Annotated in this window: 22 protein-coding genes and 2 pseudogenes; 12 read left to right on the top strand and 12 right to left on the bottom strand. The window is 69.3% G+C overall.

The genetic code is table 11. The features are described 5' to 3' along the window. Positions 1-177 precede the first annotated feature (177 nt). A complete protein-coding gene (locus OHA19_RS03230) occupies positions 178-1,542 on the top strand; it encodes a radical SAM protein (protein WP_405720176.1) in 1,365 nt (454 codons plus the stop codon). Here OHA19_RS03230 and OHA19_RS03225 read toward each other — a convergent pair. After that, positions 1,502-2,170, bottom strand: a complete 669-nt coding sequence (locus tag OHA19_RS03225) for a LysR family substrate-binding domain-containing protein (RefSeq protein ID WP_405749328.1) — start codon at positions 2,168-2,170, stop codon at positions 1,502-1,504. The genes OHA19_RS03230 and OHA19_RS03225 overlap by 41 nt on opposite strands. 7 nt (positions 2,171-2,177) lie before the next feature. Next, on the bottom strand, positions 2,178-2,303 hold the full coding sequence (locus OHA19_RS03220; RefSeq protein WP_405749326.1) for a LysR family transcriptional regulator: 126 nt from the start codon (positions 2,301-2,303) through the stop codon (positions 2,178-2,180). Between the two features lie 116 nt (positions 2,304-2,419). On the opposite strand from OHA19_RS03220, the gene OHA19_RS03215 reads away from it, so the two are divergent. Beyond that, complete coding sequence (locus tag OHA19_RS03215; RefSeq protein ID WP_405749324.1) at positions 2,420-3,292, top strand: oxidoreductase; 873 nt, start codon at positions 2,420-2,422, stop codon at positions 3,290-3,292. 96 nt (positions 3,293-3,388) lie between these two features. Here the strand turns inward: OHA19_RS03215 and OHA19_RS03210 are convergent, their stop codons facing one another. Further along, positions 3,389-4,102, bottom strand: coding sequence for an NADPH-dependent F420 reductase (locus OHA19_RS03210; RefSeq protein WP_405749322.1), 714 nt, complete (start codon positions 4,100-4,102; stop codon positions 3,389-3,391). Positions 4,103-4,235: 133 nt separating this feature from the next. On the opposite strand from OHA19_RS03210, the gene OHA19_RS03205 reads away from it, so the two are divergent. Then, positions 4,236-4,787: a glycoside hydrolase family 25 protein gene (locus OHA19_RS03205; protein WP_405749320.1), complete on the top strand. Its 552-nt coding sequence runs from the start codon at positions 4,236-4,238 to the stop codon at positions 4,785-4,787. A gap of 213 nt (positions 4,788-5,000) precedes the next feature. Here OHA19_RS03205 and OHA19_RS03200 read toward each other — a convergent pair. Next, a pseudogene (locus OHA19_RS03200) lies at positions 5,001-6,200 on the bottom strand (IS4 family transposase); the annotation flags it as partial. Positions 6,201-6,424: 224 nt separating this feature from the next. Here OHA19_RS03200 and OHA19_RS03195 point away from each other — a divergent pair. From OHA19_RS03195 to OHA19_RS03185, 3 genes are all read left to right on the top strand, one after another. Next, on the top strand, positions 6,425-6,889 hold the full coding sequence (locus tag OHA19_RS03195; protein ID WP_405720186.1) for a MarR family winged helix-turn-helix transcriptional regulator: 465 nt from the start codon (positions 6,425-6,427) through the stop codon (positions 6,887-6,889). Positions 6,890-6,924: 35 nt separating this feature from the next. After that, on the top strand, positions 6,925-7,194 hold the full coding sequence (locus OHA19_RS03190; RefSeq protein WP_405720188.1) for a hypothetical protein: 270 nt from the start codon (positions 6,925-6,927) through the stop codon (positions 7,192-7,194). Between the two features lie 1,039 nt (positions 7,195-8,233). Then, positions 8,234-9,400, top strand: a complete 1,167-nt coding sequence (locus OHA19_RS03185; RefSeq protein ID WP_405720190.1) for a S1 family peptidase — start codon at positions 8,234-8,236, stop codon at positions 9,398-9,400. A gap of 181 nt (positions 9,401-9,581) precedes the next feature. Here the strand turns inward: OHA19_RS03185 and OHA19_RS03180 are convergent, their stop codons facing one another. The 3 genes and pseudogenes from OHA19_RS03180 to OHA19_RS03170 all read right to left on the bottom strand — a co-directional run bounded on the left by OHA19_RS03180 (position 9,582) and on the right by OHA19_RS03170 (position 11,508). Continuing rightward, positions 9,582-10,136, bottom strand: coding sequence for a TetR family transcriptional regulator (locus OHA19_RS03180; RefSeq protein ID WP_405722210.1), 555 nt, complete (start codon positions 10,134-10,136; stop codon positions 9,582-9,584). A 6-nt stretch (positions 10,137-10,142) separates the two neighbouring features. Beyond that, positions 10,143-10,346, bottom strand: a pseudogene (locus tag OHA19_RS03175) (TetR family transcriptional regulator); the annotation flags it as partial. A gap of 154 nt (positions 10,347-10,500) precedes the next feature. Continuing rightward, positions 10,501-11,508 carry a GNAT family N-acetyltransferase gene (locus tag OHA19_RS03170; RefSeq protein ID WP_405720192.1) on the bottom strand — a complete coding sequence of 336 codons (1,008 nt, stop codon included), beginning with the start codon at positions 11,506-11,508 and terminating at the stop codon, positions 10,501-10,503. A 257-nt stretch (positions 11,509-11,765) separates the two neighbouring features. On the opposite strand from OHA19_RS03170, the gene OHA19_RS03165 reads away from it, so the two are divergent. The 5 genes from OHA19_RS03165 to OHA19_RS03145 all read left to right on the top strand — a co-directional run bounded on the left by OHA19_RS03165 (position 11,766) and on the right by OHA19_RS03145 (position 16,372). Further along, positions 11,766-12,938, top strand: a complete 1,173-nt coding sequence (locus tag OHA19_RS03165; protein WP_405749318.1) for a serine hydrolase domain-containing protein — start codon at positions 11,766-11,768, stop codon at positions 12,936-12,938. Positions 12,939-13,111: 173 nt separating this feature from the next. Further along, positions 13,112-13,588 carry a hypothetical protein gene (locus OHA19_RS03160; protein WP_405720196.1) on the top strand — a complete coding sequence of 159 codons (477 nt, stop codon included), beginning with the start codon at positions 13,112-13,114 and terminating at the stop codon, positions 13,586-13,588. Between the two features lie 77 nt (positions 13,589-13,665). Beyond that, entirely contained in the window at positions 13,666-14,403 is a 738-nt protein-coding gene (locus OHA19_RS03155) for a class I SAM-dependent methyltransferase (protein ID WP_405720198.1), read from the top strand. Between the two features lie 244 nt (positions 14,404-14,647). After that, positions 14,648-15,673, top strand: coding sequence for a hypothetical protein (locus OHA19_RS03150; RefSeq protein ID WP_405720200.1), 1,026 nt, complete (start codon positions 14,648-14,650; stop codon positions 15,671-15,673). A gap of 240 nt (positions 15,674-15,913) precedes the next feature. Then, positions 15,914-16,372, top strand: coding sequence for a hypothetical protein (locus OHA19_RS03145; protein ID WP_405720202.1), 459 nt, complete (start codon positions 15,914-15,916; stop codon positions 16,370-16,372). A 306-nt stretch (positions 16,373-16,678) separates the two neighbouring features. Here the strand turns inward: OHA19_RS03145 and OHA19_RS03140 are convergent, their stop codons facing one another. The 5 genes from OHA19_RS03140 to OHA19_RS03120 all read right to left on the bottom strand — a co-directional run bounded on the left by OHA19_RS03140 (position 16,679) and on the right by OHA19_RS03120 (position 22,171). After that, positions 16,679-16,864, bottom strand: a complete 186-nt coding sequence (locus OHA19_RS03140) for a hypothetical protein (protein ID WP_405720204.1) — start codon at positions 16,862-16,864, stop codon at positions 16,679-16,681. 469 nt (positions 16,865-17,333) lie between these two features. Next, positions 17,334-18,482 (bottom strand): XdhC family protein, encoded by a 1,149-nt coding sequence (locus OHA19_RS03135; protein ID WP_405720206.1) that lies wholly within the window; start codon positions 18,480-18,482, stop codon positions 17,334-17,336. Next, positions 18,475-20,637, bottom strand: coding sequence for a xanthine dehydrogenase family protein molybdopterin-binding subunit (locus OHA19_RS03130; protein ID WP_405720208.1), 2,163 nt, complete (start codon positions 20,635-20,637; stop codon positions 18,475-18,477). The genes OHA19_RS03135 and OHA19_RS03130 overlap by 8 nt, the downstream gene beginning before the upstream one ends. Then, positions 20,634-21,626 carry an FAD binding domain-containing protein gene (locus OHA19_RS03125; RefSeq protein WP_405720210.1) on the bottom strand — a complete coding sequence of 331 codons (993 nt, stop codon included), beginning with the start codon at positions 21,624-21,626 and terminating at the stop codon, positions 20,634-20,636. Before OHA19_RS03125 ends, OHA19_RS03130 begins: the two co-directional genes overlap by 4 nt. Continuing rightward, positions 21,623-22,171: a (2Fe-2S)-binding protein gene (locus OHA19_RS03120; RefSeq protein ID WP_405722084.1), complete on the bottom strand. Its 549-nt coding sequence runs from the start codon at positions 22,169-22,171 to the stop codon at positions 21,623-21,625. The genes OHA19_RS03125 and OHA19_RS03120 overlap by 4 nt, the downstream gene beginning before the upstream one ends. Positions 22,172-22,436: 265 nt before the next feature. Here OHA19_RS03120 and OHA19_RS03115 point away from each other — a divergent pair, with 265 nt between their 5' ends. Further along, positions 22,437-23,078: a TetR/AcrR family transcriptional regulator gene (locus OHA19_RS03115; protein ID WP_405722088.1), complete on the top strand. Its 642-nt coding sequence runs from the start codon at positions 22,437-22,439 to the stop codon at positions 23,076-23,078. Positions 23,079-23,574 lie beyond the last annotated feature (496 nt).

Genomic DNA, 23,574 nt, shown 5'->3' with positions numbered 1-23,574 from the left:
CTCCGGCCCGGAGGCGGGCACCGACGGACGACCCGGACCACACCACTGACCGTGGGCCACCCCTGACACACCATGCCGAATCGGCCAGCGTGTCGGGGCACTGCGGACGTGTCCGGTTCGTTGCACGGTGTGGCGTACCCGGAACGCCGCAGACGACCGGACCGAGGAGTCCCGCACATGCCCAGCAGTACCGACCGCAGCCGCACCGAACCCAATCGCACGGACGGGAACCGCACCCGTCTGGTCGAGCGCCTCATGGAGCAGTTCCCGCACGTACCCCGGGAAGCCGTCATCAAGGAGGACCTGCTGCGGGGCGGTCTGGCGTTCGACGAGTCCGCGCTCAGCGACAACGAGGGCGGTGACGTCAAGCCGAAGTCCTACTTCATCTTCTCCTTCGACCACGGCACCCTCCCCGAGCTCGGCGCGGCCGCCCTGCGCCGCCCGCCGGAGGAGATCGTCCTCACCGGCGGTCCGTACGACCTGCGCAGGACCGTCGTGTCCGTCCGGGTCAACCCGGCGTCCCCGTACCGTGTCGCGGCCGACGACGACGGCGTGCTCGGGCTGTATCTCGACGGCCGGCGGATCTCCGACGTGGGTCTTCCTCCCATGCCGGACTACTACCGGCACACGCTGGAGAACGGCAAGTCCGTGATGGAGGTGGCACCCACCATCCAGTGGGGATACCTCGTCTATCTGACGGTCTTCCGGGTCTGCCAGTACTTCGGCGCGAAGGAGGAGTGCCAGTACTGCGACATCAACCACAACTGGCGCCAGCACAAGGCGGCGGGGCGCCCGTACACAGGAGTGAAGCCGGTCGAGGAGGTCCTGGAAGCGCTCGCCATCATCGACAAGTACGACACGGCGAAGACCTCCACCGCCTACACCCTCACCGGTGGGGCCATCACCTCCCACATCGGCGGCCGCGACGAGGCCGATTTCTACGGTCAGTACGCCAAGGCCATCGAGGAACGCTTCCCCGGCCGCTGGATCGGCAAGGTCGTCGCCCAGGCTCTGCCCAAGGCCGACGTGCAGCGGTTCCACGACTACGGCGTGCAGATCTACCACCCCAACTACGAGGTGTGGGACCGCCGGCTGTTCGAGCTCTACTGCCCTGGCAAGGAACGCTACGTCGGCCGTGACGAGTGGCACCGCCGCATCCTGGACTCCGCCGAGGTCTTCGGCCCCCGCAACGTCATCCCCAACTTCGTGGCGGGCGTGGAGATGGCCGAGCCCTTCGGCTTCACCACGGTGGACGAAGCCATCGCCTCGACCACCGAGGGTCTGCGGTTTTTCATGTCGCACGGCATCACCCCGCGGTTCACCACCTGGTGCCCGGAGCCCACCACCCCGCTCGGCAAGACCAACCCGGACGGGGCGCCGCTCGAATACCACATCCGCCTGCTGGACGCCTACCGCGCGACCATGGAGGAGTACGGTCTCAGCTCGCCCCCCGGCTACGGCCCGCCCGGACCCGGACGCGCGGTCTTCTCCGTCAGCTCCTTCATGGACAGTCTTCCGGCCCGTCCGGACGACGTCCGCTAGTTCCGGCCCGGCCGCCGGATCCGGCGGCCGCCAGTTCACGCACGACGCGCGCGAACCCCCGCACCAGGCTGCTGTCCGTGCCGTCGACCCAGGCGAGCACGGTCCGCAGAGGCTCGACATCGGTCAGCGGAACCCAGGTGAGATCGGGCCGCGCGTAGTACCTGGCCATGCTCATCGGCGCGAAGCAGATGGCCGAACCCTCCGCCACCTGCTCCAGCATCTCCTCGACGTTGTCATTGGTCGGCCCCCACCTGGGACTCGACCCGTCAGGGCGGGGGTTGACCGCCCACCAGTCCACCCATTCGCGAGGCGCACGCTCGGTCCACATCAGCGGCTCGTCCCCGACGTCGAGCACGGAAACCTCCTCGCGTCCCGCGAACGCATGCCCGGACGGCAGCCCCACGACGCGCGGCTCCGTATGCACCAGCTCCGAGCGGAGGCCGGTCAGATCGTTGGGCAACCAGACGAAAGCCACGTCGACCAGCCCTTCGCGCAGAGCCGCGGCCTCCTGCCCCCAGTCATACCGCCGGGGCACCACTCGTACCCCGGGATGGCGCTGTGCGAACTCGGCCCGTGCCCGGGTGGTGAGTTCACCCGCACCGCTCGCCTCGAAGCCCACCCGCAGCACACCCGTCTCACCGAGTCGGTGCCGCTAATGCGTAGGACAGGGCCGGCTGGCTGACGTACAGCCGCTGTGCGGCCCGTCCTAGGTTCTCCTCGTCGGCGATCACGGCCAGGTAGCGCAGCTGACGCAGTTCCATACAGCGATCATAAGTTGCCTCTATGGAGCGAGAGGGGCTCTGTCTTGGACTGTGCCGGTCACCGGATGAAATAACTGGCGCAGCTCAACAACCCCTTTGAACAAGTGGAGTTACCGATGAATGCAGAGACAGGTGCCTCTGACCGCGACAGGACGACGGGGCGCGTCTGGCTCATCACGGGAGCCTCCTCCGGCTTCGGCCGTTCGATCGCGGCCGCCGCCCTCGCCGCCGGGGACACGGTCGTGGCCACGGCCCGCAGGCCCGAAGCGCTCGACGATCTTGTCGCCGCGCACCCCGACCGGGCCGTCGCAGCCCAGCTGGACGTCACCGACACCGCACGCATCGCCGCGGCCGTCGCCGACACGGTGCTGTGGCACGGCCGCATCGACGTCGTCGTCAACAACGCGGGCCTCGGCCTGGTCGGGGCGGTGGAGGAGACCACCGACCAGGAACTGCGGGACCTGATGGATCTGCACTTCTTCGGCCCCGCGGCGTTGGTCCGCGCGGTGCTGCCGCACATGCGCCGTCAGCGGTCCGGCGCCATCGTGCAGATGAGCAGCATGGGCGGCCGGTTCACATTCCCCGGAGTCGGTGCCTACTCGGCGACCAAGTTCGCCCTCGAAGGCCTGTCCGAGGCGCTTGCGGCAGAGGTCGCCCCGCACGGGATCAGAGTGCTCATCGTCGAACCCGGATCGTTCCGGACCGGTTTCGCCGGGGGAGGGGCGCTCCGGCAGACCGCGGCGATGCCCGCGTACGAGGCAACCGTCGGCCCGGTACGTACGGGCCTTCCCGACTCGGACGGCAAGCAGGAGGGCGACCCCGACAAGGCTGCGGCGGCCATCCTCACCGCCCTCGCCGCCGAGCAGACGCCCCTGCGACTGCCGCTCGGGGGCGATGCGACCGACGCGATCCAGGCCCACCTCGAAGCGGCCCGCGCCGAGACGCTCGCATGGGAGAAGGTCAGCCGGAGCACGGCCTTCGACGGCTGAGGAGCCCGGCCGTTCCTACGGCCGCCGACGCGCCCGACGGCGACGGAGCGCCGGGGACGGCAACGGCGACCCGCCGGTCCCCGGTGCCGGGGAGCGTCAGGCGCGCCACTCGGCAGTGCGCTCGGGCGACGCCTCGGCGAGCGCCTTGCGGATGGCCTCCACGTCGCCCTGATGACCGTAAACAGGGGTGCCGGGCTGCTGGCGCCAGGACTCGTCGAGGCCCCCCGCGTCCACGGTGTCGAAGCCCAGCTCGTCGATGAGCTCGCGCACGACCTGCTTGGCCGCCGCGTCGTCACCGGCCACCGGAAGCGCCTGACGGCCGGGACTTCCCCCGGGGAGCCCGTTGGAGAGGATGTCCTGTGCGTACGTCCCGTTGAACGCCTTGATCACCGGATGGCCGATCTGCTCCTCGGTCCACCGGCTCTCGGGCCTGCCGTCCTCGATTTCGGCAATGCGGCCGTCGCGCTGCTGCGGGTAGTAGTTGCCCGTGTCGATGACCGCGACTCCGTCCGCAGCCCCGTCGATCAACCCGGCGGGCAGGTCGGGGACGGCCTTGAGGGGGACGGTCACAACCACCACCTGGGCTCCTTGAGCCGCCTCCGAGGCGTTGACCGCCGTGGCTCCGGTCTCGGCGGTGAGCGCGGCGAGCGTCTGAGGACCACGCGAGTTGGCGATGGACACCTCGTGGCCCAGCGCGGTGAGGCGCCGGGCGAGATTCCCGCCGATGTTGCCCGCTCCGATAATGCCGATCTTCATGGATCCGACCTTCCGATGGCGACTGCGGTACGTGATGTGGTCTCGCCGGTTCATCAACTACCCGTTTCCGGTCCGTATTCCTGGCAATGGCAAAACGATTCGCCCGATCATCCGAAGGATGGGAACGACTGGCTGCGGGCACCTACAGAGAGAACGGAAGCGCTCATCCCACCCGAAGGCGGTGCCCATGCTCCACGGCGTCGATGTCAGCTCCCATCAGTCGTCCTTCGACACGGACGGACTGGACTTCGTCTTCATCAAGGCCACCGAGGGCCGTTCGTACATCAATCCGCATCTCTCGGCACAGGTGAAACGCGCGAGGGACGCGGAGTGCGTGGTCGGCTTCTACCACTTCCTCTGGCCGGGGAACATCACGGCCCAGGCCGCGTACTTCGTGAGCAAGGCTCCGGAGAAGGCGGGCGATCTGCTCGCCGTGGACTGGGAGGAGAACGGTGAAGGCACAAGGGCCGACAACGCGGAGAAGGACCGTTTCATCCGTGAGGTCAAGCGCCTGCGCCCGCACCACAAGGTTCTGCTGTACTGCAACCGCTACTTCTGGCTGAACCACGACACCACGTCGTACGCGGGGGACGGTCTGTGGATCGCCGACTACGTGACCGCGGGGAAGCCCAGGATCAAAGCCTCCTGGCGTATCCATCAGCACACCGACCATCCGCTCGACAAGGACGTCGCCGCCTTCTCCTCACGGACCGCCATGCGTGACTGGGCCCGGGGCTAGGCCCAATACCGTTCAGTTAGTGGCTTGGATGGTGATGTGGGGGCTGTGTTTGGGCTGGGGCCAGTGTGTGTGGTGGGAGCGTTTCGCGGCCCATTTCAGGACTTTGCGTTTGACGACTCGGGGGTGTGAGCGTTTTCGGCGTGTTGGGTTGAGGTGTTGGGTGAGCCATCGGATGGCGTGATGCCAGATCGCGTCGGCTGCGTCAGCGCCCGGAGGGGGAAATGCGCTCTGCGCGACTGAACGGCGAGCGATGCGGAGGGCTTTGACGAAGGAAACTCTGTCGGGGTCGTGGCCGGAGAGTGCGGCAGTGTCGGCCATCAGGGTGCGGATGGCGTAGTGGCAGCACAGGTGTCCCCAGATTTCTTGCTGGACAAGGTCGGGGGCTTTCGAGCGCAGTACCGCGCGGGGCCCGCGCTGGTGGGTTTTCAGCTCGTCGAAGGTGGTCTCGATCTCCCACCGTTGGGCGTAGGCGGCTGCGAGGTCCTCGGCGCCGGCCTCGGCAGGGTCGAGGATCGTGGTCAACAGCCGGTACTCCTCGGCGTTGTCCCGGCCGTCATCGACCGTGTAGTCGATCACTCTGACCGTGAGCGGCTCCGTCGTGGCCCGGTTCGTGCCCGACGTCGGGACGATCCGGGCCAGCCAGGACCCATCGGCCAGGGTTTCCAGATACCGGGGCCGCAGGTTCGTCTTCACTCGCCAGAGCAGATCCGCACCCGTGGCCGCGGCCTGCTGCCAGAGGCGGAACCCGTAGAAGCCCCGGTCTGCCAGGACCAGCTGGCCCGGCTCCAGCCGCCCGACGAGCTGCCGGGACAACTCGATCTCCGACACGCTGCACGGGCCGGTGGCAGCGTCGAAGACCACATGGGTGCCGCATTCCGCCAATGCCACCAGGCGGGCCTGCGGAAACGCGGCCCGCTCCCCCCGGCTGGAAGCGGGCCGCCCGAAGAACTCCGCGTTGGCTGCCGTGTCTGCCACATCCAGGCACGTCCCGTCGATCGCCACCAGGCGACGCCCGGCCAGCCACGACCCCGGCGTGCCAGGCCCCGCCAGCGGACGCGCAACCCGAGCGAAGAGATCCCGCACCGGCTCGAACCCCAGACGAGACCTGGCCTGGAAGATCGCCGACTTCGAGGGCGGCGTGAACGACTCCGACCACCCCGACGCCCACGACAGCCCGTCCGCGAGCTGCGCGAACACATCCTCGTAGGAGCCATCCGAATACAGCGCCATCCCGATCGAGAAGTACGCCATCACCCGTGCGGGCAACGACCGGTGACGCCGCTCGGTACGCCCCGCCTCCTCGATCACCGCGTCAACCACATCCGCGGGAAACACCCGCGTCAGCAACCCCACAGACACCAAATCCGACAACCGGACATCAGACGACGGCTTCACCCAACCAGAACGCGGCATCCCCCACGATAACCCAGAAGCACTTAACTGAACGGTATTGGGGCTAGGCCGCGGGATCTGCACATCGGCGGTCCGGCCCCGATCGGGAGGGGCGGGACCGTGCCGTGGCAGCGGAAGAAGCGTTCGGCGGCCCCGCACACCAGCAGGTGTGCGTACCGGCATCCGAGGCATGCGCCGATCAGTGGGCGGAAGCCCACCGTGGGTGCGGTCCTAAGATGGCGTCGATGAGCGAGACCCCGCCCAGCCTCCTGGGACTCACGACATACCTGCTGTCCAGGACCGGCAAGGCGGCGCGGAGCCGGCTGGCGGCGCGACTGGCCGAGCGCGACATGCGGGTCTGGCACATGGCCGTGCTGTCGGCGCTCGTCGACTTCGGCCCGCACGTGCAACGGGAACTGGCATCGCGGCTCTGGATCGACCGGAGTGACATCGTCAAGATCGTGGACGATCTCGTGCTGGCCGGTCTCGTCTACCGGGCCCGGGACACCGACGACCGCCGCCGGGTGAACGTCACGCCCACTCCGGCCGGCCGCGCAGTGCTCGCAGAGCTCCAGGACGATGCGCTGAGCGTGCAGAAGACACTGCTCGCCCCCTTGACCGCGCCTGAACAAGCCCAGCTGGCAGCACTGTTGAGGCGTGTCCACGCTCATGTCCACGACGGCCCCCAAGAGCTGAGGCCAGGTCGCTGACCGAATCCCCGGGGCCGGTGCGGCACACTTCTCGGGTGACCACAGCCGCGGCTCAGCCGCCTCGCGACCGCGCGCTCGGGCGCGGAATCACCACACTCATTCCGCAGGCCGCCACGGCCACTCCGGCCGAACAGGCAGCGGCCGTACTGACGGCGATGCAGAGCGTTCCGGTACGCGTGGGTGTCCTCCAGGCAGCCGCGGTACTCCTGGAGGAGCGGGTACGCGCGACGGAGGACGACGCGGAACGCGCGGCCGCCGCGACGACGGTCGCCATGCTGCGCAGCGCGATCAACCGGGCCGGCTGACGGGCCGGCCGGCCCGGCCGACTCAGCGGGTCGGTTGCCCCGGGCCAGGCTCGGGGAGCGGATCGGCGCAGCTCGCCGGGGGCCCGGCCGCATGCCTCGGGTGATCCCGCCGGTATCGCCGACTTCCCTCATGCGACAGGATCCTGGCGAGCGCGTCGGCCAGACCGAGGTCACGGGGCCCCGTGACCTCCCGTACGACCAAGACGGCCGCCGTCAGCCCGTCCTGCCCGCCTCTGGAAAGAAACCCGAAGGTAGCGGCAGGATCCTCGGGGGCGGTCGTACGCGTGGACTCCACCAGCGGTTCCAGCCACTGGGCCCGCGGCCGATACCGGGCTGACATTTCCGAGTCCGCCCGGCCGACCGAGTCCGCCTCTCCCGCTTTTCTCGCCGAGCCCGCCTCGCTCACCACGTCCGGTCGCTCCGCCATCGCCGGCAGCGGTGCCAGTGTCCGCGCGAGACGCCCGCTGTAACTCGCCGCGCTGTCCGTGACCCACGGGTGCTCGGCTGTGAAGTGCCCCCGGGGGTCGTCCATGGCCCATTCCCGGGGCACGAAGAGGAAGTCCAGATCTCCCGGATTGCGGGCGGCTGCACCGGATCACGTGGCCATCAACACGCTGCGAAGCAGCACCAGTTGGCAACCCCGCAGGCCGTCCGCGATGGACGCGAGCACCGTGTCCAGGCCTCGAGGTCCTGGCCCGGATCGCCGGAAGCCCTGTTGGCGAGCCGGACGTTGGTGGAGGGCGACCGGAAGCTCGTGGCCAACAGGACCAGGGCGACGGGCCTTGCGATCAGCATGGGCATCGATGCCGAGACGGAGAGCGGTGGGTCCGGGGCGGGAGGGGCAGGAGCGTCCGGGACAGGACACGTCCGTCGTCCAACGGCTCGGAAACATCCCTCTATTGGCATGGACCTGGTGGATGTGCTGCGCTACAGTCCGTTGCGGCACACTCTGAGAGCGCTCTCAGAACGTAGCTCTCGGACGCCTGCTGTTCCTCCCCCACGATGCCGGAACAACAGAAGGGCCATTGCCTTGAGACGTATGAACGCACTGCGAACGAGCCTGGCTGCCGCACTGGTCGTCGGGGCCTGGGCGACTGTGGGGCTTGCCTCCGGCCCGGCATCCGCCGCCGCGGACTCGCCTCGCGCGACACCCCGCACCACGACCGATGAAGCACCGGCGTCCGCAGGACTGCTCTCCGCCATGCGGAGGGACCTCGGCCTGACAGAAAGCCAGGCCAGGGCGCGGCTGGCCGCAGAGAAGACGGCAACTTCCGTACAGGGCAAGGCGCGACGGGCTGCGGGTTCCTCCTATGCCGGTTCCTGGTTCGATCCGGCCACTGGCAGGCTCGCCGTGGCCGTGACCGACGGTCGGAAGTCGGCCGCCGTACGCGCCTCCGGTGCATCCGTCCGGCTGGTGCGCCACAGTGCGCGGCAACTCGACGCGGCCAAGGCCCGGATCGACGGGCTGACTGCTCCGGCAGGTGTCAGCAGCTGGCACGTGGACCCGAAGGTCAACCGGGTCGTCATCGAGGTTGTCGCCCCGGCATCGGATGACAACGATGTCCGCACCTTCGTCGAACGGGCCCGCAGGACTGGCCCCGTTCTGGTGAAGCAGACCCTCGAGGCGCCCAGAACCTTCGCTGCCGGCACTGTGGGCGGCGATCCCTACTACACGGGCAACGTCCGATGCTCCATCGGCTTCTCCGTGCACGGTGGCTTCGTCACAGCGGGCCATTGCGGACAGGCAGGTGCTGCGGTCAGCGGATGGGACCGCTCGGCCATCGGCAACTTCCAGGGGTCGTCCTTCCCCGGCGACGACTACGCCTGGGTCAGTGTCGGCAACGGCTGGTGGACCGTCCCCGTCGTGCTCGGGTGGGGCACCGTCTCGGACCAGTTGGTTCGGGGCTCCGCAGTGGCACCCATCGGCGCCTCGATATGTCGTTCCGGCTCCACGAGTCACTGGCACTGCGGCAACGTGCTGGCCACGAACGAAACGGTGAACTACAGCCAGGGCGCGGTTCACCAGATGACCAAGACGAGTGTCTGTGCCGAGCCGGGAGATTCGGGCGGCTCGTTCATCAGCGGTGACCAGGCTCAGGGGGTCACGTCCGGCGGCTGGGGCAACTGCACCAGCGGCGGGGAGACCTGGCACCAGCCGATCAATGAGATTCTGAACCGGTACGGGCTGACACTGCACACGGCCTGACGCCACCCAGGGCCGGTTCGCCCCGGACCGCCGAGTCCCACCGCGAGGGCCTGCCGCGCGACACGAGCATGATTGCTCGGGTGCGGCAGGCCCTCGACGCCGGACAACTGGTCGTTCCGCTGGTCGCCCGGGGCAGGGGCGGAAGGGTTTCGGTGCTCGGGCCGGACAGACGGCGCCGCGGTCACGGCGGGCTCGGACGCCGATGACCCCGCGACCGGCATGCCGTCGACACCCGGAGTTGATCAAGCCTCGTCGTCGGCCAACAGCTGAGAGCTGAGGGTGTCGTACGCCCATTGTCCCACTTGGCCGGTGGCCACGCGCGGTCACGGGTGAGGACCAGGAAGAGTTCCGGGCTGAGGACGGCATAGATGATGTCCGCTGCTGTTTCGACGGGGACAGCGGGGCGTGCACCCGGCTTCTTCGTCAGGGACTTCGCCGCTGTCGAGATCACCGCGTACCGCGGGTCCGCCTGATCCGGCCACAGCTCCCGGATCTCTGGGTTGGTCGCGGTCGCGGCGCGGACCATCTCGTCGATGGCCGCGACGTGTTCGAGTGTCCGGCGGGTGGCGGTGGTCAGTGCGGTCAGTGCGTTCTCAGCGGTAGGCGCGGACATGACCTCCGCGAACCATGGTCGGTCCATGGTCGGCACGGGTTCGTCGTCGCCCGCGATCGCGACATCGACGAGTTCCTTGAGCAGCGAGGGCTTGTTCCGGAAGACGAAGTAGATCGTCTGCACCGCCACGCCTGCCCGGTCGGCGATCTCCTGCAGTTTGGGCGCCCCGTAGCCCTGTTCGACGAAGAGTGCGCCAGCCGCCTCGATGATCCGCCGCCGCGTCTCCTGTGCCTTCTTGCCCGGCGGCGAACAGGGGTGCGTTGAACGCCCAGCGCAAGTCCGACACCGGACGGAGGGCCCGGGGCCGCCCCGGGCCGGTCGAGAGCGAGGCACGCGCTCATGTCGGAATCCCGGCCGCCGGCACTCGGGTGCCCGCAGGGGGTGTCGGGACGGACGAGGAGTTGGACCAGGCTGTCCTGCGAGGTATCGCTGAAGAAGCCGGGCTGTCGACCGCTTTTGTGGTCCGGCAGGCCGCCGTGGAGGACAATCATGCCGGATCGGGCGGACCGATCGGCTTGCGGTAGCGGACGTGTTCGTTCTGGCGTCGGAACCCTACGCTTTCGTAGAGGTCGTAGGAGCGGTGCGGATTCGCGGTCCCCGTGTACAACCGGGCCGTCCCTGCGCCGTGCTCGCGAAGACAGCGCAACCCGTCCAGGAGCAGGGCCCGCCCAAGGCCCCGACGCCTTGACTCTGCCCGGACACTCAGTTCCTCGACTTCTCCCACATCGGGGTCGTGCCGACGTACGGAGCACAGCGCGACACCGGCCATACGTTCTCCCACCCAAGCAGCCCGCCAACAGGTCGGCCTGGCCGTGGCGAGGAAGCTCTCGAACGTCCAGCTCTCTGTGAAGGCGGCATCCGCGTACGAATCGACGACCGTCCCCCAGGCCGCACGATAGCTGCTCGCATCGACCGCACCGACTCGGATGCCGGCCGGCAGCGGCTTGCCGTCGGGTAGCTGCCGGAGGTCGGCCAGCTCCAGCTCGACCAGGCTGAACACACGCCGGTAGCCGTTTTCGAGCAGCAGCGCCGTCGCATCCTGTGCAGTGGCCATGGCATTCGCGCCGAACACAGCCGTGCCTGCGGTTCCGTGCTGCCGTACGAGTCGGCGGACGCGGTTCTCGGCCCGGTCGAGCATGACCGAGCCGATTCCCTGGCCGCGGTGCTCGGGCAGCAGATATCCGCGGTGCAGGTACAACCACGTTCCGTCCCGCTCCTGCCACCACCTGATCGACGAGTAGCCGACGACGCCGCCGTGGTACTCGACCAGGACCTGGTTCTCGGAGGGGCCGTCGAGCTTGGAAGCGACCTCGCCGAGCTCGGCTGCCGTCGGGAGTCCTTCCACGACCGATCGGGCATCGATCCCATCCCGCTGTGCGCACCCCAGCCGCACGGCGGCCATCGCGCCATGGTCGGCGTGGCCGCGATACGGCCGGAAGGCGTAGCCGGGCAAGCGCTCCAGCGGTACGCGACCACCGCCGCTTCTCACGTCCACATCAAGACCCCTGTCACGTCGGATGTGCGGTGGCATCGATCACGGAAGCTTAGGCCGCTCCGATCGGACGGCAGAACCTGACTTTCCGCAGTGTGATCGTTCGTAGGGACTCGACCGGCGAGGCACGGGTTCGGCCGCTGCCGTTCTTCCGGTTCGAGAGTGGGCGTCAGTGTGAGGGAGGATTCAGGGAGTGCCCGGGGACCGCTCCGGGGCGTACCTGATGTCCGGACGTGTGGCCGCTTGACAGCATGCAGGACATGGAATCAACAGGATTGACACGAAGGACCGTTGTGGGTGCCGCCCTGTCGGGGACGGCAGCGCTGCTCGCCACCGCGGCGTTGCCCTCTGCCCGTGCCACCGCCTCGTCCGGAGTGCTCCCGCCGCTGGACCACACCGCCCTGCAAGCGGCGATCGATGATCTGGAGCACCCGCCGTCAACCGCGGCCCAGTTACGAGTCGGCGGACCGGCCGGTCGCTGGTACGGCACCTCGGGCGTGGCCGATGTCAGGACACGGCGGCCGGTGAAGGCAGGGGACAAGTTCCGGATCGGCAGCATCACCAAGGCCTTTGTCGCCACAGTGCTGCTGCAACTGGTGGAGGAGGGCCGGGTCGAGCTGGACGCACCGGTGACGCGTCTCCTGCCGGGGTGGCTGCCTGCCGACTTCTCGGCTGTCACCGTGGCTCAACTGCTGAACCACACCAGCGGGCTGCCCGACCACGTCGGCATCCCCGAGCCGGAGACCGCGGAGGAGGTGTTCCGCCACCGCTTCGATCACTGGACGCCGCAAAAGTGGGTGGCGACGGCGACGCACGGGCCGCTGAAGTTCACCCCTGGCACCCGACAGGAGTACCGCGGCATCAACTACACACTGGCCGCACTGATCATCGACACGGTGACCGGCCGCCCCTACCGGGAAGCAGTCGAGGCCCGCATCCTTGGCCCGCTCGGGCTGGAGCACACCGTCGTGCCCGGCGACGACCCGCGTATCCGCGGACCCCATGTGCACGGCTACCTGACCATGGCCGACGGCCGCCTCCGGGACATCACGACGTACGACCAGTCCTCCAGCCGGGGCGAAGGCGACATGATCTCCACCACGAGCGACATCGATCGCCTGCTCGTCGCGCTGTTCTCCGGCGAACTGCTCCCCCCGGAGCTGCTCCGGTTGATGTTCACGCTACCGCCGGCCGATGTGCGGATGCTCGACGGGTCGCCCGCCCGCTACAGCTCAGGGCTGCAACAGGCCACTGTCAACGGCACCACGTTCTGGGGCAAGACGGGGGAGACGTACGGGTACAAGAACGCCGCGTTCTCCACCCGTGACCAGCGGCGCCGCTTCGTGCTCGCTCACCAGCCGACGACCCCGCGCAACGGCGAGGAGACCCAGATGGTTGCCAGGGTCGCCGACCTGCTCACCCGAAACCCCTGACCCGCCTTCCCCAGCACCGGCGTCCGGGCTGCCTGAGGTTCTTGCGGCTTCTTCGCCGCTCATGGCGCCGGTGCTGAGGTTTCGCCGAGGACGCACATCGGGCGCACCCCCTGTCCCTGTCCCTGCCCCGGTCCGGGATCGCCATGTCGGTCTGCCTCTGTAGGGTGCGTCGCGTGAGTGACATCTATGAGCTGGCGGTATCGGTCGATCTGCGGGACGAGCTCTCCGAGCCGGAGCTTGTGGAACTGCGCTGGCACCTGGGAATCGGGCCGCGGCCGGAGCGCCTGTCGATCGTCACCGACTTCCCGGTCGTGGTGGAGGACGAGGCGGGTGAGCCGGTGATCGAGGATGAACCTCGTCCCCTGCTGGCCGGCAGTGGCGCGGCCTGGCGGATCGGTGGTGTGCTCTGCTCGGCACTGGCCGGCCGGGCGGACCTGCCGAGGAAGGGGTGGTCACTGGCCTCCCGGCAGGAAATCCACCCCGACGAATTCGAGAAGGCCGGCGAGTTGCTCTGCTGGCTGGCCGGGCGCGTCCACGACACCCACCGGCAGCTGGACGGCGTTGTTTCGATCGGCCACTTGAGGTTCCATGAATCCTTGATGCCGGAAGAGCTGCAGGTCGCGAACGGGCAGATCGTGTGGCCGGTCTGACGGCCCCTACTGTGTGTCGCCCGGCGGAGACGTAATCGGGTGGCCGCCCACCGCCGGACCGGCATAGCTTCGGCCGTATGGCTGACGAGAGCTTCACGCATACCCGGCTCGCCTCGATCTACGATGCGCTCGAAGCCGATCGGGGTGACCTGGACGCCTACGTCCGTCTCGCCGAGCAGATCGGGGCCCGTCAGGTCCTGGACATCGGCTGCGGGACAGGAGTCCTTGCGCTCCTGCTGGCCGATCGCGGCATCGAGGTCGTGGGTGTCGATCCGGCCACTGCGTCCATCGATGTGGCCCGGGGCAAGCCGGGCAGTGAACGGGTGCGCTGGATCGCCGGCGACGCGGCAGCACTTCCGCCACTGCAGGTCGACCTCGTGACCATGACGGCGAACGTCGCCCAGGCCATCGTCGACCCACAGGTGTGGCGGATGACCCTGCGGAGGGCGTACGAAGCACTGCGGCCCGGCGGGACCCTGGTGTTCGAGACGCGGGATCCGGCCCGGCGTGCCTGGGAGGAGTGGAATCGCGAGGCCTCGTACGGCGTGACCGGGATACGGGGAGTCGGCGGGGTCGAGAGCTGGGTCCAACTGCTCGATGTGAGCGGGCCGTTGGTGACCTTCCGCTGGACCTTCGTGTTCGCTGCGGACGGGCAGGTGTTGACGTCGGATTCGACGTTGCGATTCCGCGAGCGGCGGGAGGTCGAGACGGAACTGGCCGCACAGGGCTTCGTGGTGCAGGACGTCCGCGACGCTCCCGACCGGCCGGGCCGCGAGTTCGTCTTCCTCGCCCGGCGGCCCGGGGCCGATTGCTGACCGGCTGCGTACCGCACGCCCCGGGCCTGTCGTTCGGACCGGATCACTCCCCGAAGTCGCCCCTGCGGTATCCAATCTCCCACCGTGCGGGTCAGCCCCGCCTACGGGCGGGCCGCCGTGCAGATGGTGTGCTCCGTACTGCTCAAAGCGCGCGGCGGCGACCATTTCGGGTACGGCGGGTGTCGGCCCCGGGCCACGGATGATAGGCAGGGCGCTTGATCGATACGGGGGAGGACGACGCCCGATGAGGACAATGCGCCGGATCGCGCTGTACGCCGCACTGCCGCTGGTTCTGCTGCTCGCGGCCGGCTACGGCTGGTACCGGATGAGCGACACCGGCAGACAGTGGCGGTACGAGGACCGGCTTGCCACGTACTGCGAGGGCCTGCTTCCGGTCGCCGAATCGGCCGCCCTGACCTCGTATTCCATCGACCCCGGGCTGCCGGGGGACAGTACGGGCGGTATGGATCACGACCGCTGGAACGTGTGTGGGGTGGCGGACACCCGGCTGATGGTCGCCCTGATTCCGTACGACGCGATCCGTAACCCCCACGTCTCAGGTGCGCCGCTCTCGAGGCTGCGCGTCGGGAGTTCCGGCCATCTGCCCGTAGCCATCGGTGGCGGCTGGCAGGGGCACACCGATTTCCGTGACACCGGCATCGTGCTCGACTGCACCAACCGGCCCGCCTCCCTCGTGGTGAGCGTGAGTGCCGACGAGTCGCACGAGAACGCCAGGGAGACCCGGCAGATCGCCCGGCTGGCCACGGTCACCGCAGAGCGGGCCGCCGAGCGGTGGTCCTGCAAGGCCCCGCATGGCGCCGGGGTGCCGCCCATCCCCTTGCCATCCGAGTTCCCGGCGCGCGGGAACTCCTCGGGCACCTGTGCCGGGGTGCCCGTCCCGGGTGACGACTCCGTCGACTGGCACCGTGAGACCACCGCTGCCGGCACCGCCCTCCTGGAGATCTGCGCACTCGGCGAGACCAAGGCGCGGAACGAGGAGCTCTACTGGTTCGAAGCCTCGTTCGGGCCGTACGCGCAGAGCCTGCGGACCTCCGACGACGAAACCAGCGGCTACCACGACGACGCCGGCGCCGATCGTCACAGCGCCTGGGCGAGCGCCGAATGCGGCACGGGTCCGCGCGCCCTCTTCGCCGTCAACGACACCGAGTACGCGGCCCCGACGCGCGGCTACCTCCGCACAGCACTGCGTGCCTTTGCCGAACGTGCGGCGCAGCGCCATGGTTGCACAGACCTGAAACTGCCCTCCTGACGGCGCGGAACGGCGGTCGGCGGCCAGGACGAGTCCGACGAGCCCGGGTGCTTGCCCAGAGGTGACCAGATTTGGCCGTAGCATGTCAAGAATCATGGTGATGCGCCTTGTTGCTTCAAGGTCGTCGTGCCTCAATGGGGAAGGCGATCGGGCCTGACGAATCGTCAGGTAATTGCCGCATTCCGGCGCGGCACGTCGACTCAACGCGCCGGCAGTCCCCCCACATGAAGGGCAAACACCATGAGGCATGGCATACGGCGACTCGGGTTCTGTTCCGCCCTCGCCGCGGGCACGCTCGCGCTGGCACCCACGGCCGAAGCGGTCACCCCCACCACCGCGACCATCAACTTCGACTGTGGACTCTACGGCTCGGGCAGCGCGACCCTCACCGCCACCCAGAGCGGCACGACCGCGACCATCAACGTCTCGACGTCCGCCATCACGGCACCGATCAGCGTCGGGGCGAACACGGTCAAGTCAACGCTCACACTCACCAACAAAGGCTCGGGAGCGGTGACGTTCACCGGGAACTCCAACCCCGCCATACCCGCCGGAAGCCCGGTGTCGACGGGTCCGCTCAAGGGGACCGTGGCCTCGGGGGACAGCCTGGCGGCCCAGTCCCTCAAGGTCGTGGTCTTCGGGATCACCGCGACCTGCAACGCTACGTCCGCTCAGTCGCCCGGGCCGTTCGTGTTCTGAGCCGGCCGTTGCGCACCGAGTGAAGTGCCGGGCTGAGACAGCTGCGGTCCGGTCGGCCCGTGTCCCCGCCTGCGGGCGGGTGGCGCGGGCCATCCTTGTGATCGCGAGCCGTTACGAACACCGCCCTCCACCATCGTGTGGGACGGCCATGGTTCCCGAGGGATTCGCCGGGTTCGGCCCCGAGCCGGCCACGGGAGCCGTGCCCGCGGGAGGGCGGCCCGGTCCGGATCGAGGCCGGTGAGACGTCGGGCGTGGCCGTGCTCACGTACTGCTTGCCGTGGTCGTGTGGTGATTCGCCCTGTAGCCTCACCCGGGCCGCTTGCCACGTGCGCGCAGGGCCGCCTCCAGTCGTGCGATGTCCTCGGCGTCCTTGGGTCGCCGAGGGCGTGACGGATCCCAGAGCGGGGTCATCCGCTTGATCTCGATCTGGGCTTGCGGAGCGACGATCGCGCACTGCAGACCGCCGATATGTCCCGGCTCGGAATCGAGCATTGCATCGGGCCAGGGTGCACCGGCCCATGGACCCCCGGCGACCACGACAGGCAATCTCCACGGACGCGGCGATCAGGCGGAGTTGTCGACCTGTACGTCCCATGTCCATGGGCGACCAGGCTACGCGGTAGCAGGCAGGCAGCGCTCCGTCTCGACGAAGCCGGACCTCCGCGGGCACCGCGGACCGTCGTCACAGCGCGACCGAAGCGGGCGCACCGGACGAGAGCTCCCCCGATGCGATCAGCGGCATACATGAACTCCCCGCGCCGTTCGCCGTCAGCACGCCGGCTGCAGCAGGGGCGTTCCGGACCCGGCGCTCCACGGCGCAGCGTCGGGCTGAGCGGAAGCGACCACTGAGAGGAGCTCAGGGATGCGCCGACTCGGGGGAGGGGGCCCGGACGCGCCCCGAACGGAATCTGCGACCGCGCCACCTGGACGCCCCGGCCACCGAGCCACCCACCCCGTCAGATCATGCTGCCGCCCGAGAGCCGGAATCGCCCGCCTTTTTCCCGTCCACGTCATGGTGAATCGACGTATCCGATCCGGTGAGTGGAACACCCGTCCCGCCACGGCGCGCCGCGACGATCTCCGCAGCGATCGACAGTGCGGTCTCCTCGGGGGTACGGGCACCGAGGTCGAGGCCGATGGGGGAGCGCAGGCGGGCCAACTCCTGTTCGGTGACGCCCACTTCGCGCAGGCGACGGTCGCGGTCCTGGTGGGTTCGGCGCGATCCCATCGCGCCGACGAACGCGACCGGCAGCCGCAAGGCCGCCTCCAGGAGCGGTACGTCGAACTTGGCATCATGAGTGAGCACGCACAGGACGGTCCGTGCGTCGGTCGTGGTGCGCCGGAGGTAGCGGTGCGGCCAGTCGACCACCAGATCGTCGGCCTCGGGGAAGCGGACGCGAGTGGCGAAGACCGGCCGGGCGTCGCACACGGTCACGTGGTAGCCGAGGAACTTGCCTGCCCGGACCAGCGCCGTCGCGAAGTCCACGGCGCCGAACACGATCATCCGGGGCGGCGGCACCCTCGACTCGACGAACAGCGTCAAGCCGCCCGGGCAGTGCGACCCGTCCTGCGCGATGTCGACGGTTCCGGTGCGGCCGGTGTCCAGCATCGCTCGGGCCTCCTCCGCCGCCGTTCGGTCCAGTCCCGGTTCTCCGCCGAGGCTGCCCCCGTACGATCCGTCCGGGCGGACGAGCAGCGCCCGGCCGAGCAGTTCCGCCGGGCCCCGGGCCACCCGGACGAGTGCCGCCGCCTCTCCTCGGTCCGCGGCCGACACCCCCGCCCGGAACACCGAGGAGTCCGCGCGCACCGGCGTGACCAGGACGTCGATGACGCCGCCGCAGGTGAGCCCCACCGCGAAGGCGTCCTCGTCGTCGTACCCGAAGCGCTCGCGTACCGTGCGCCCGTCCTGGAGCGCCCGTACGCACAGGTCGTACACCGCGCCTTCCACGCAACCGCCGGAGACGGAACCGATGGCCGTGCCCTCACCGTCGACGGCCAGGGCGGCGCCGGGACCGCGTGGCGCGCTGCCGCTGACGGCCACGACAGTGGCGACGGCGAATTCCCGGCCCTCCTCGAACCACCGGCTCAGCCCCTCGGCGATGTCAAGCACCCCGGGCTCCGTCCTCCGCCCGGCGCCGGGCCTCTTCCGCCGCACGCAGCATGCGGTCCGGACGGATCGGCAGCTCCCGGTGGCGTACGCCGGTCGCATGCCACACCGCGTTGGCGATCGCGGCGGCGACTCCCACGATGCCGATCTCGCCGATGCCTTTGATGCCGATCGGATCGCCCGGGACGGGGTCGTCCACCCAGTCGGCCTCGATGAGCGGCACGTCGGCGTGTGCGGCGACGTGATAGCCGGCGAGGTCGGCGCCGACATGGCCGCCCGAGGCCGGGTCCCTGATGGCCTCCTCGTGGAGAGCCATGGAAAGCCCCCAGGTCATTCCGCCCACGAACTGGCTGCGGGCGGTGAGCCGATTGACGATGGTGCCCGCGGCGTAGATGCCGAGAAGCCGTCGTACGCGAACCTCGCCGGTGTCCACATCCACCGCGACCTCGGCGAACTGCGCGCCGAAGGAGTGGCGCTCCTGCTCGGGGAGAGCGCCGATGGCCTCGGCCGTGTTCGACCGGGCGGTGATTCCCTCCGGCGGAATGCCACCCCCCAGCGCCAGACGCTCCCGCACCTCGTCCGCGGCGATCGTCACCGCCCACGCCCAGGAGCGCGTTCCCGTCGAGCCGCCGGCGATCATCGCCGGGCCGAGGTCGCTGTCCGCGATGCGTACCCGCACGGAGTCCGGGGCCACCCCCAGCGTGTCCGCGGCGACCAGGGCCATCGCGGTCCGAGCCCCGGTCCCGACATCCGCGGCGTTGATCCGTACGGTGAAGGTGCCGTCCGGTTCGGCGGTCACGGCCGCGGTGGACGGCCCGACCCCCGAGGGGTAGGTGGCCGCCGCCGTTCCCGTCCCGAGCAGCCAGCGCCCCTCACGACGCAGCCCGGGACGGGGATCACGGTCCGCCCAGCCGAACCTGCGGGCTCCCTCCTCGAAACAGGCGAGTACATTGCGGCTGCTGAAAGGCAGCCCGGACACCGGACCCGTCTCGGGTTCGTTGCGTGCGCGGAGCGCGATCGGGTCCACGCCGCACTTCTCGGCCAGCTCATCGATGGCCGATTCGAGGGCGAAGGACCCGGGCGCCTCGCCCGGCGCGCGCATCCATGTGGGGGTCGGCACGTCGAGGCGTACGAGCTGGTGAAGGGTGTGGTGCGCGTCGGCGTCGTACAGCACGCGCCCCAGAACGGCGCTCGACTCGATGAATTCGTACACGGTCGACGTGAGGCTCTGTGCCTGGTGGTCGAAGGCACGCAGCCGGCCGTCCGCGTCGGCACCGAGTCTGATCCGCTGCGCCGTGGGGCTGCGGTACCCGATGAGCGAGAACATCTGGCGGCGGGTCAGCACCACACGGACCGGACGATGGAGGATGGTCGTGGCCATCACGGCCGCCACTTGATGCGGACTCAGGCCCTTCGACCCGAAGGCGCCCCCGACGTGTTCGGACCGTACCCGCACGGACGCCGGATCTAGAGAGAAGAGCTGCGCCAGCTCGCTCGCCACCCAGCTGCTGCCCTGGTTGGAGTCGATGACGTCGAGCCGGCCGCCGTCCCAGCGGGCCGTGGCCGCATGCGGCTCCATCGGGTTGTGGTGCTCCTCCGGAGTGGTGTACTCCGCGTCCACGACGACGGCGGAGGCGGCGAGTTGAGCCTCGACGTCCCCCTTCTCCGTCTCGGGCTGCACCATCGGGGTGCTCTCGGGCGTGTAGGCATCCGAACGGTCGTTGTGGAACGCGACATCGTGCGGCTCCACGTCGTACTCGACCACCAGGGCCTCGGCAGCCTCCCTGGCCTGTTCGGACGTCTCGGCCACCACCAGCGCCACCGGCCAGCCCGCGAAGGGCACGCGGTCGTGCTGGAAGATCCCGAGGATCGGGTTCGGCCGCCCCAGCATGCCCATGTACCCGGTGTCGACGCGCGGCGCGTTTTTGTGGTGCAGCACGGTCAGGACACCGGGCATGGCCAGGACGGCACCGTCCTCCACCGAGCGGATCCGGCCACGGGCCACGGTCGACAACACCAGCCAGCCGTGGGCGAGTTCGGCGAAGGGCACCTCTCCGGCGTAGCGGGCCGCCCCGGTCACCTTGTCGCGGCCTTCCAACCGGGTGTGGGCGGAGCCGATGGCTCCGGTCACGGCGGCGACCCCGGTCGTCGTGGTCATCGGGAGGCCTCCTCGGTGAGCTCGGTCAGCACGGCCACGATGAGGTTGCGCATCAGGGTCACCTTGTATCCGTTGTCGGGAAGGGCCTCGGCGGCCGCCAGCTCGGCATCCGCCGCGGCGGCGAACGCCTCCGCGCTCGCCGGTCCGCCGGTCAGCGCTCGCTCGGCCGTGCGGGCCCGCCAAGGCCTCGAAGCGACGGCCCCGAGTGCGAGACGAACCTCGCGTACCACCCCGTCCTGGACATCGAGCGCGCCGGCGATCGAGCCGATCGCGAAGGCGAACGAGGCGCGCTCGCGCACCTTCCGGTACCGAGAGAGGGCGGCGACCGGCGCGGGCGGCAGTGTGACGCCGGTGATCAACGCGCCGGGCGGAAGACCGGTCTCGATGTGCGGCGTTTCGCCCACGGGCGAATAGAAACCGTCGATCGCCGACTCACCCGGACCGTCGGCCGTTTCGTAGGAGACGACGGCGTCGAAGGCGGCGAGCGCGACCGCCATGTCCGAGGGATGCGTGGCGATGCAGTGCTCGGACGCGCCGAGGATCGCGTGGTTGTGGTGCTCACCGCTGATGGCGGGACAACCGCTCCCGGGGGAGCGCTTGTTGCAGGGCCTGCTGATGTCGGTGAAATAGCCGCAACGGGTCCGTTGGAGCAGATTCCCGCCAACCGTGGCCATGTTGCGCAGTTGCCCGGAAGCGCCTGCCAGCACGGCCTGCGCCAACGCCGGGTAGTGGCGCCGAACGTCGGGGTGGGCCGCGAGATCGCTGTTGGTGACGGTCGCCCCGATCCACAGCCCTCCGTCGTGGTCCGACTCGATCCTGTCGAGGGGGAGGTCACGTAAGTCGACGAGGAGTGCGGGCCGCTCCGCACCGGTCTTCATCAGGTCCACGAGGTTGGTGCCACCGCCCAGGAAGCGGGCGTCGGGGTCGGAACCGATCAGTGAGACCGCTCCGGCGACATCAAAGGCTCGCGCGTAGCCGAACTCCCTCACGCCACTGCCTCCTTGTCCTGGACCTCGGCCGCCTGCGCCACTGCCTGGACGATGGAAACGTAGGCGCCGCAGCGGCACAGATTGCCGCTCATGCGCTCGCGGATCTCCTCGGGGCTGAGCGCGGGCACTCCCGCCTCCGGCCGGACATCGTCGGTCACGGCGCTCGGCCAGCCCGCCGCGTGCTCCTCGATCACAGCGATGGCCGAGCAGATCTGCCCGGGTGTGCAGTAACCGCACTGAAATCCATCGAGGTCGAGAAAGGCCTGCTGCACAGGATGGAGCTGCTCGCCATCGGCCACGCCTTCGATGGTGGTGATGGCACGCCCCTCGGCCGCGACCGCGAGCTGAAGGCAGGAAACAGCCCGGCGCCCATCGAGCAGCACCGTGCAGGCACCGCATTGGCCCTGGTCACAGCCCTTCTTGGAGCCGGTCAGGTCGAGATGCTCGCGCAGGGCGTCGAGCAGGGTGGTGCGATGGTCGACGGGCAGTGTGTACTTCTCGCCATTGATGTTCAGGGTGATGGCACTGGACGTCGATGGAGTCATGATCAGCCTTCTTTCGCATTGCTGATGCGCGTCGAACGAGACGATCCCGGTGGGCAATACGGGAGGGAGAGGGCGATGAGGATGAATGAACCGTTGACGGTGGGCGCAGGTCAGCCACACCGGCCGGATCTGCCGCTAAGGTGAATCCAAGCGGACAGTCGTCCACTTGTCGTCGAACCTAGCGGACAGCTGTCCGCTCAGCAAGGCCGGACTCGGCTGCCCTTTCCGGGAGGAGAGAAGAGTGCCGGACGAAGCACGGGGTGAGATGCGTGACGAACTACGGGGCGGGATACGGGACGAGAAGGGCGCGACCCTGCGCCCGGACGCGCAACGGAACCGTGAGCGCATCCTGGAAGTCGCACTGGCCGAGCTGACGAGAGCGGCGGACGCCCCGCTGAGCACCATCGCGAAGAAGGCATGTGTCGGGCAGGGAACGTTCTACCGCAACTTTCCCAATCGCGAGGCCCTCGTCCTGGAGGTCTACCGCTTCGAGATGCAGCAGGTCGCAGACACTGCGGCCCAGCTGCTCGGTACTCGCGCACCTGACCGGGCCCTGAGGGAGTGGATGGACCGTCTCGCCCAGTACGCCATGGCCAAGGCCGGCCTGGCCGACGCGTTGCGCAAGTCCACCAGCAACTGCGGCAGCAGCCTGGCCCAACTGGGGCACGGCCCGGTGACCAATGCGGTCACACTGCTGCTGGCGGCGAACGAGGAGGCCGGCACCATCCGTTCGGGGCTGACTCCCGACGACTTCCTGCTTGCCATCGCCGGGCTCTGGCAGATCGACCCGCACAGCGACTGGCAGCCGCGCGCCACACGCCTCCTTGACCTGGTGATGGACGGCCTGCGGGCAGGGGCACCCGGAGCTGGGGGCCGCGCGCTGGATGGGCCGGAAGCGTACGGATGAGAGGGAAGCGTACGGATGAGAGGGAAGCGAACTGATGAGAGGGAAGCGGACTGATCCGGGCGGGTGATCCGTGCAACGGACTGACCGCACCGGCCGGATCCCCTTCGTTCAACGCCCGGTGTGTCCGTGAGGGTTGAGGCTGGAGCGTGCCTTCTGGTGACGAAGTTGCGGCAGTGGCCGTGCTGGAGTACCGGTCACAGCGGCCGATGGACTTCGAACGGCTGGCCGGGGAGTTGCGCAAGGCCCTGGAGAGCGTTCAGGCAACGGATGGCCCGCAGTGTGCCCGACCTGCTGGACTACGGGCAGATCAAGGCCACGGCAACCGGGATCCTGATGATCGCGGCCGAACGCTGGGCCGCGGCAAACGGGCCGGCAGTCACCGCCGGGGCCTTCCGCACCGCGCACGGCTCCCGCGGTGTGACCGGATGCCGACGGCCTCCGTGCCGGGAGGGGGGAGTGCGCCACCGACCCCGTTCCATACTCGGCGGGTGCGTAG

The sequence above is a fragment of the Streptomyces sp. NBC_00012 genome (genome assembly GCF_045040875.1).
Classification (GTDB): domain Bacteria; phylum Actinomycetota; class Actinomycetes; order Streptomycetales; family Streptomycetaceae; genus Streptomyces.
This window is presented reverse-complemented; position numbering and strand designations above follow the sequence as displayed.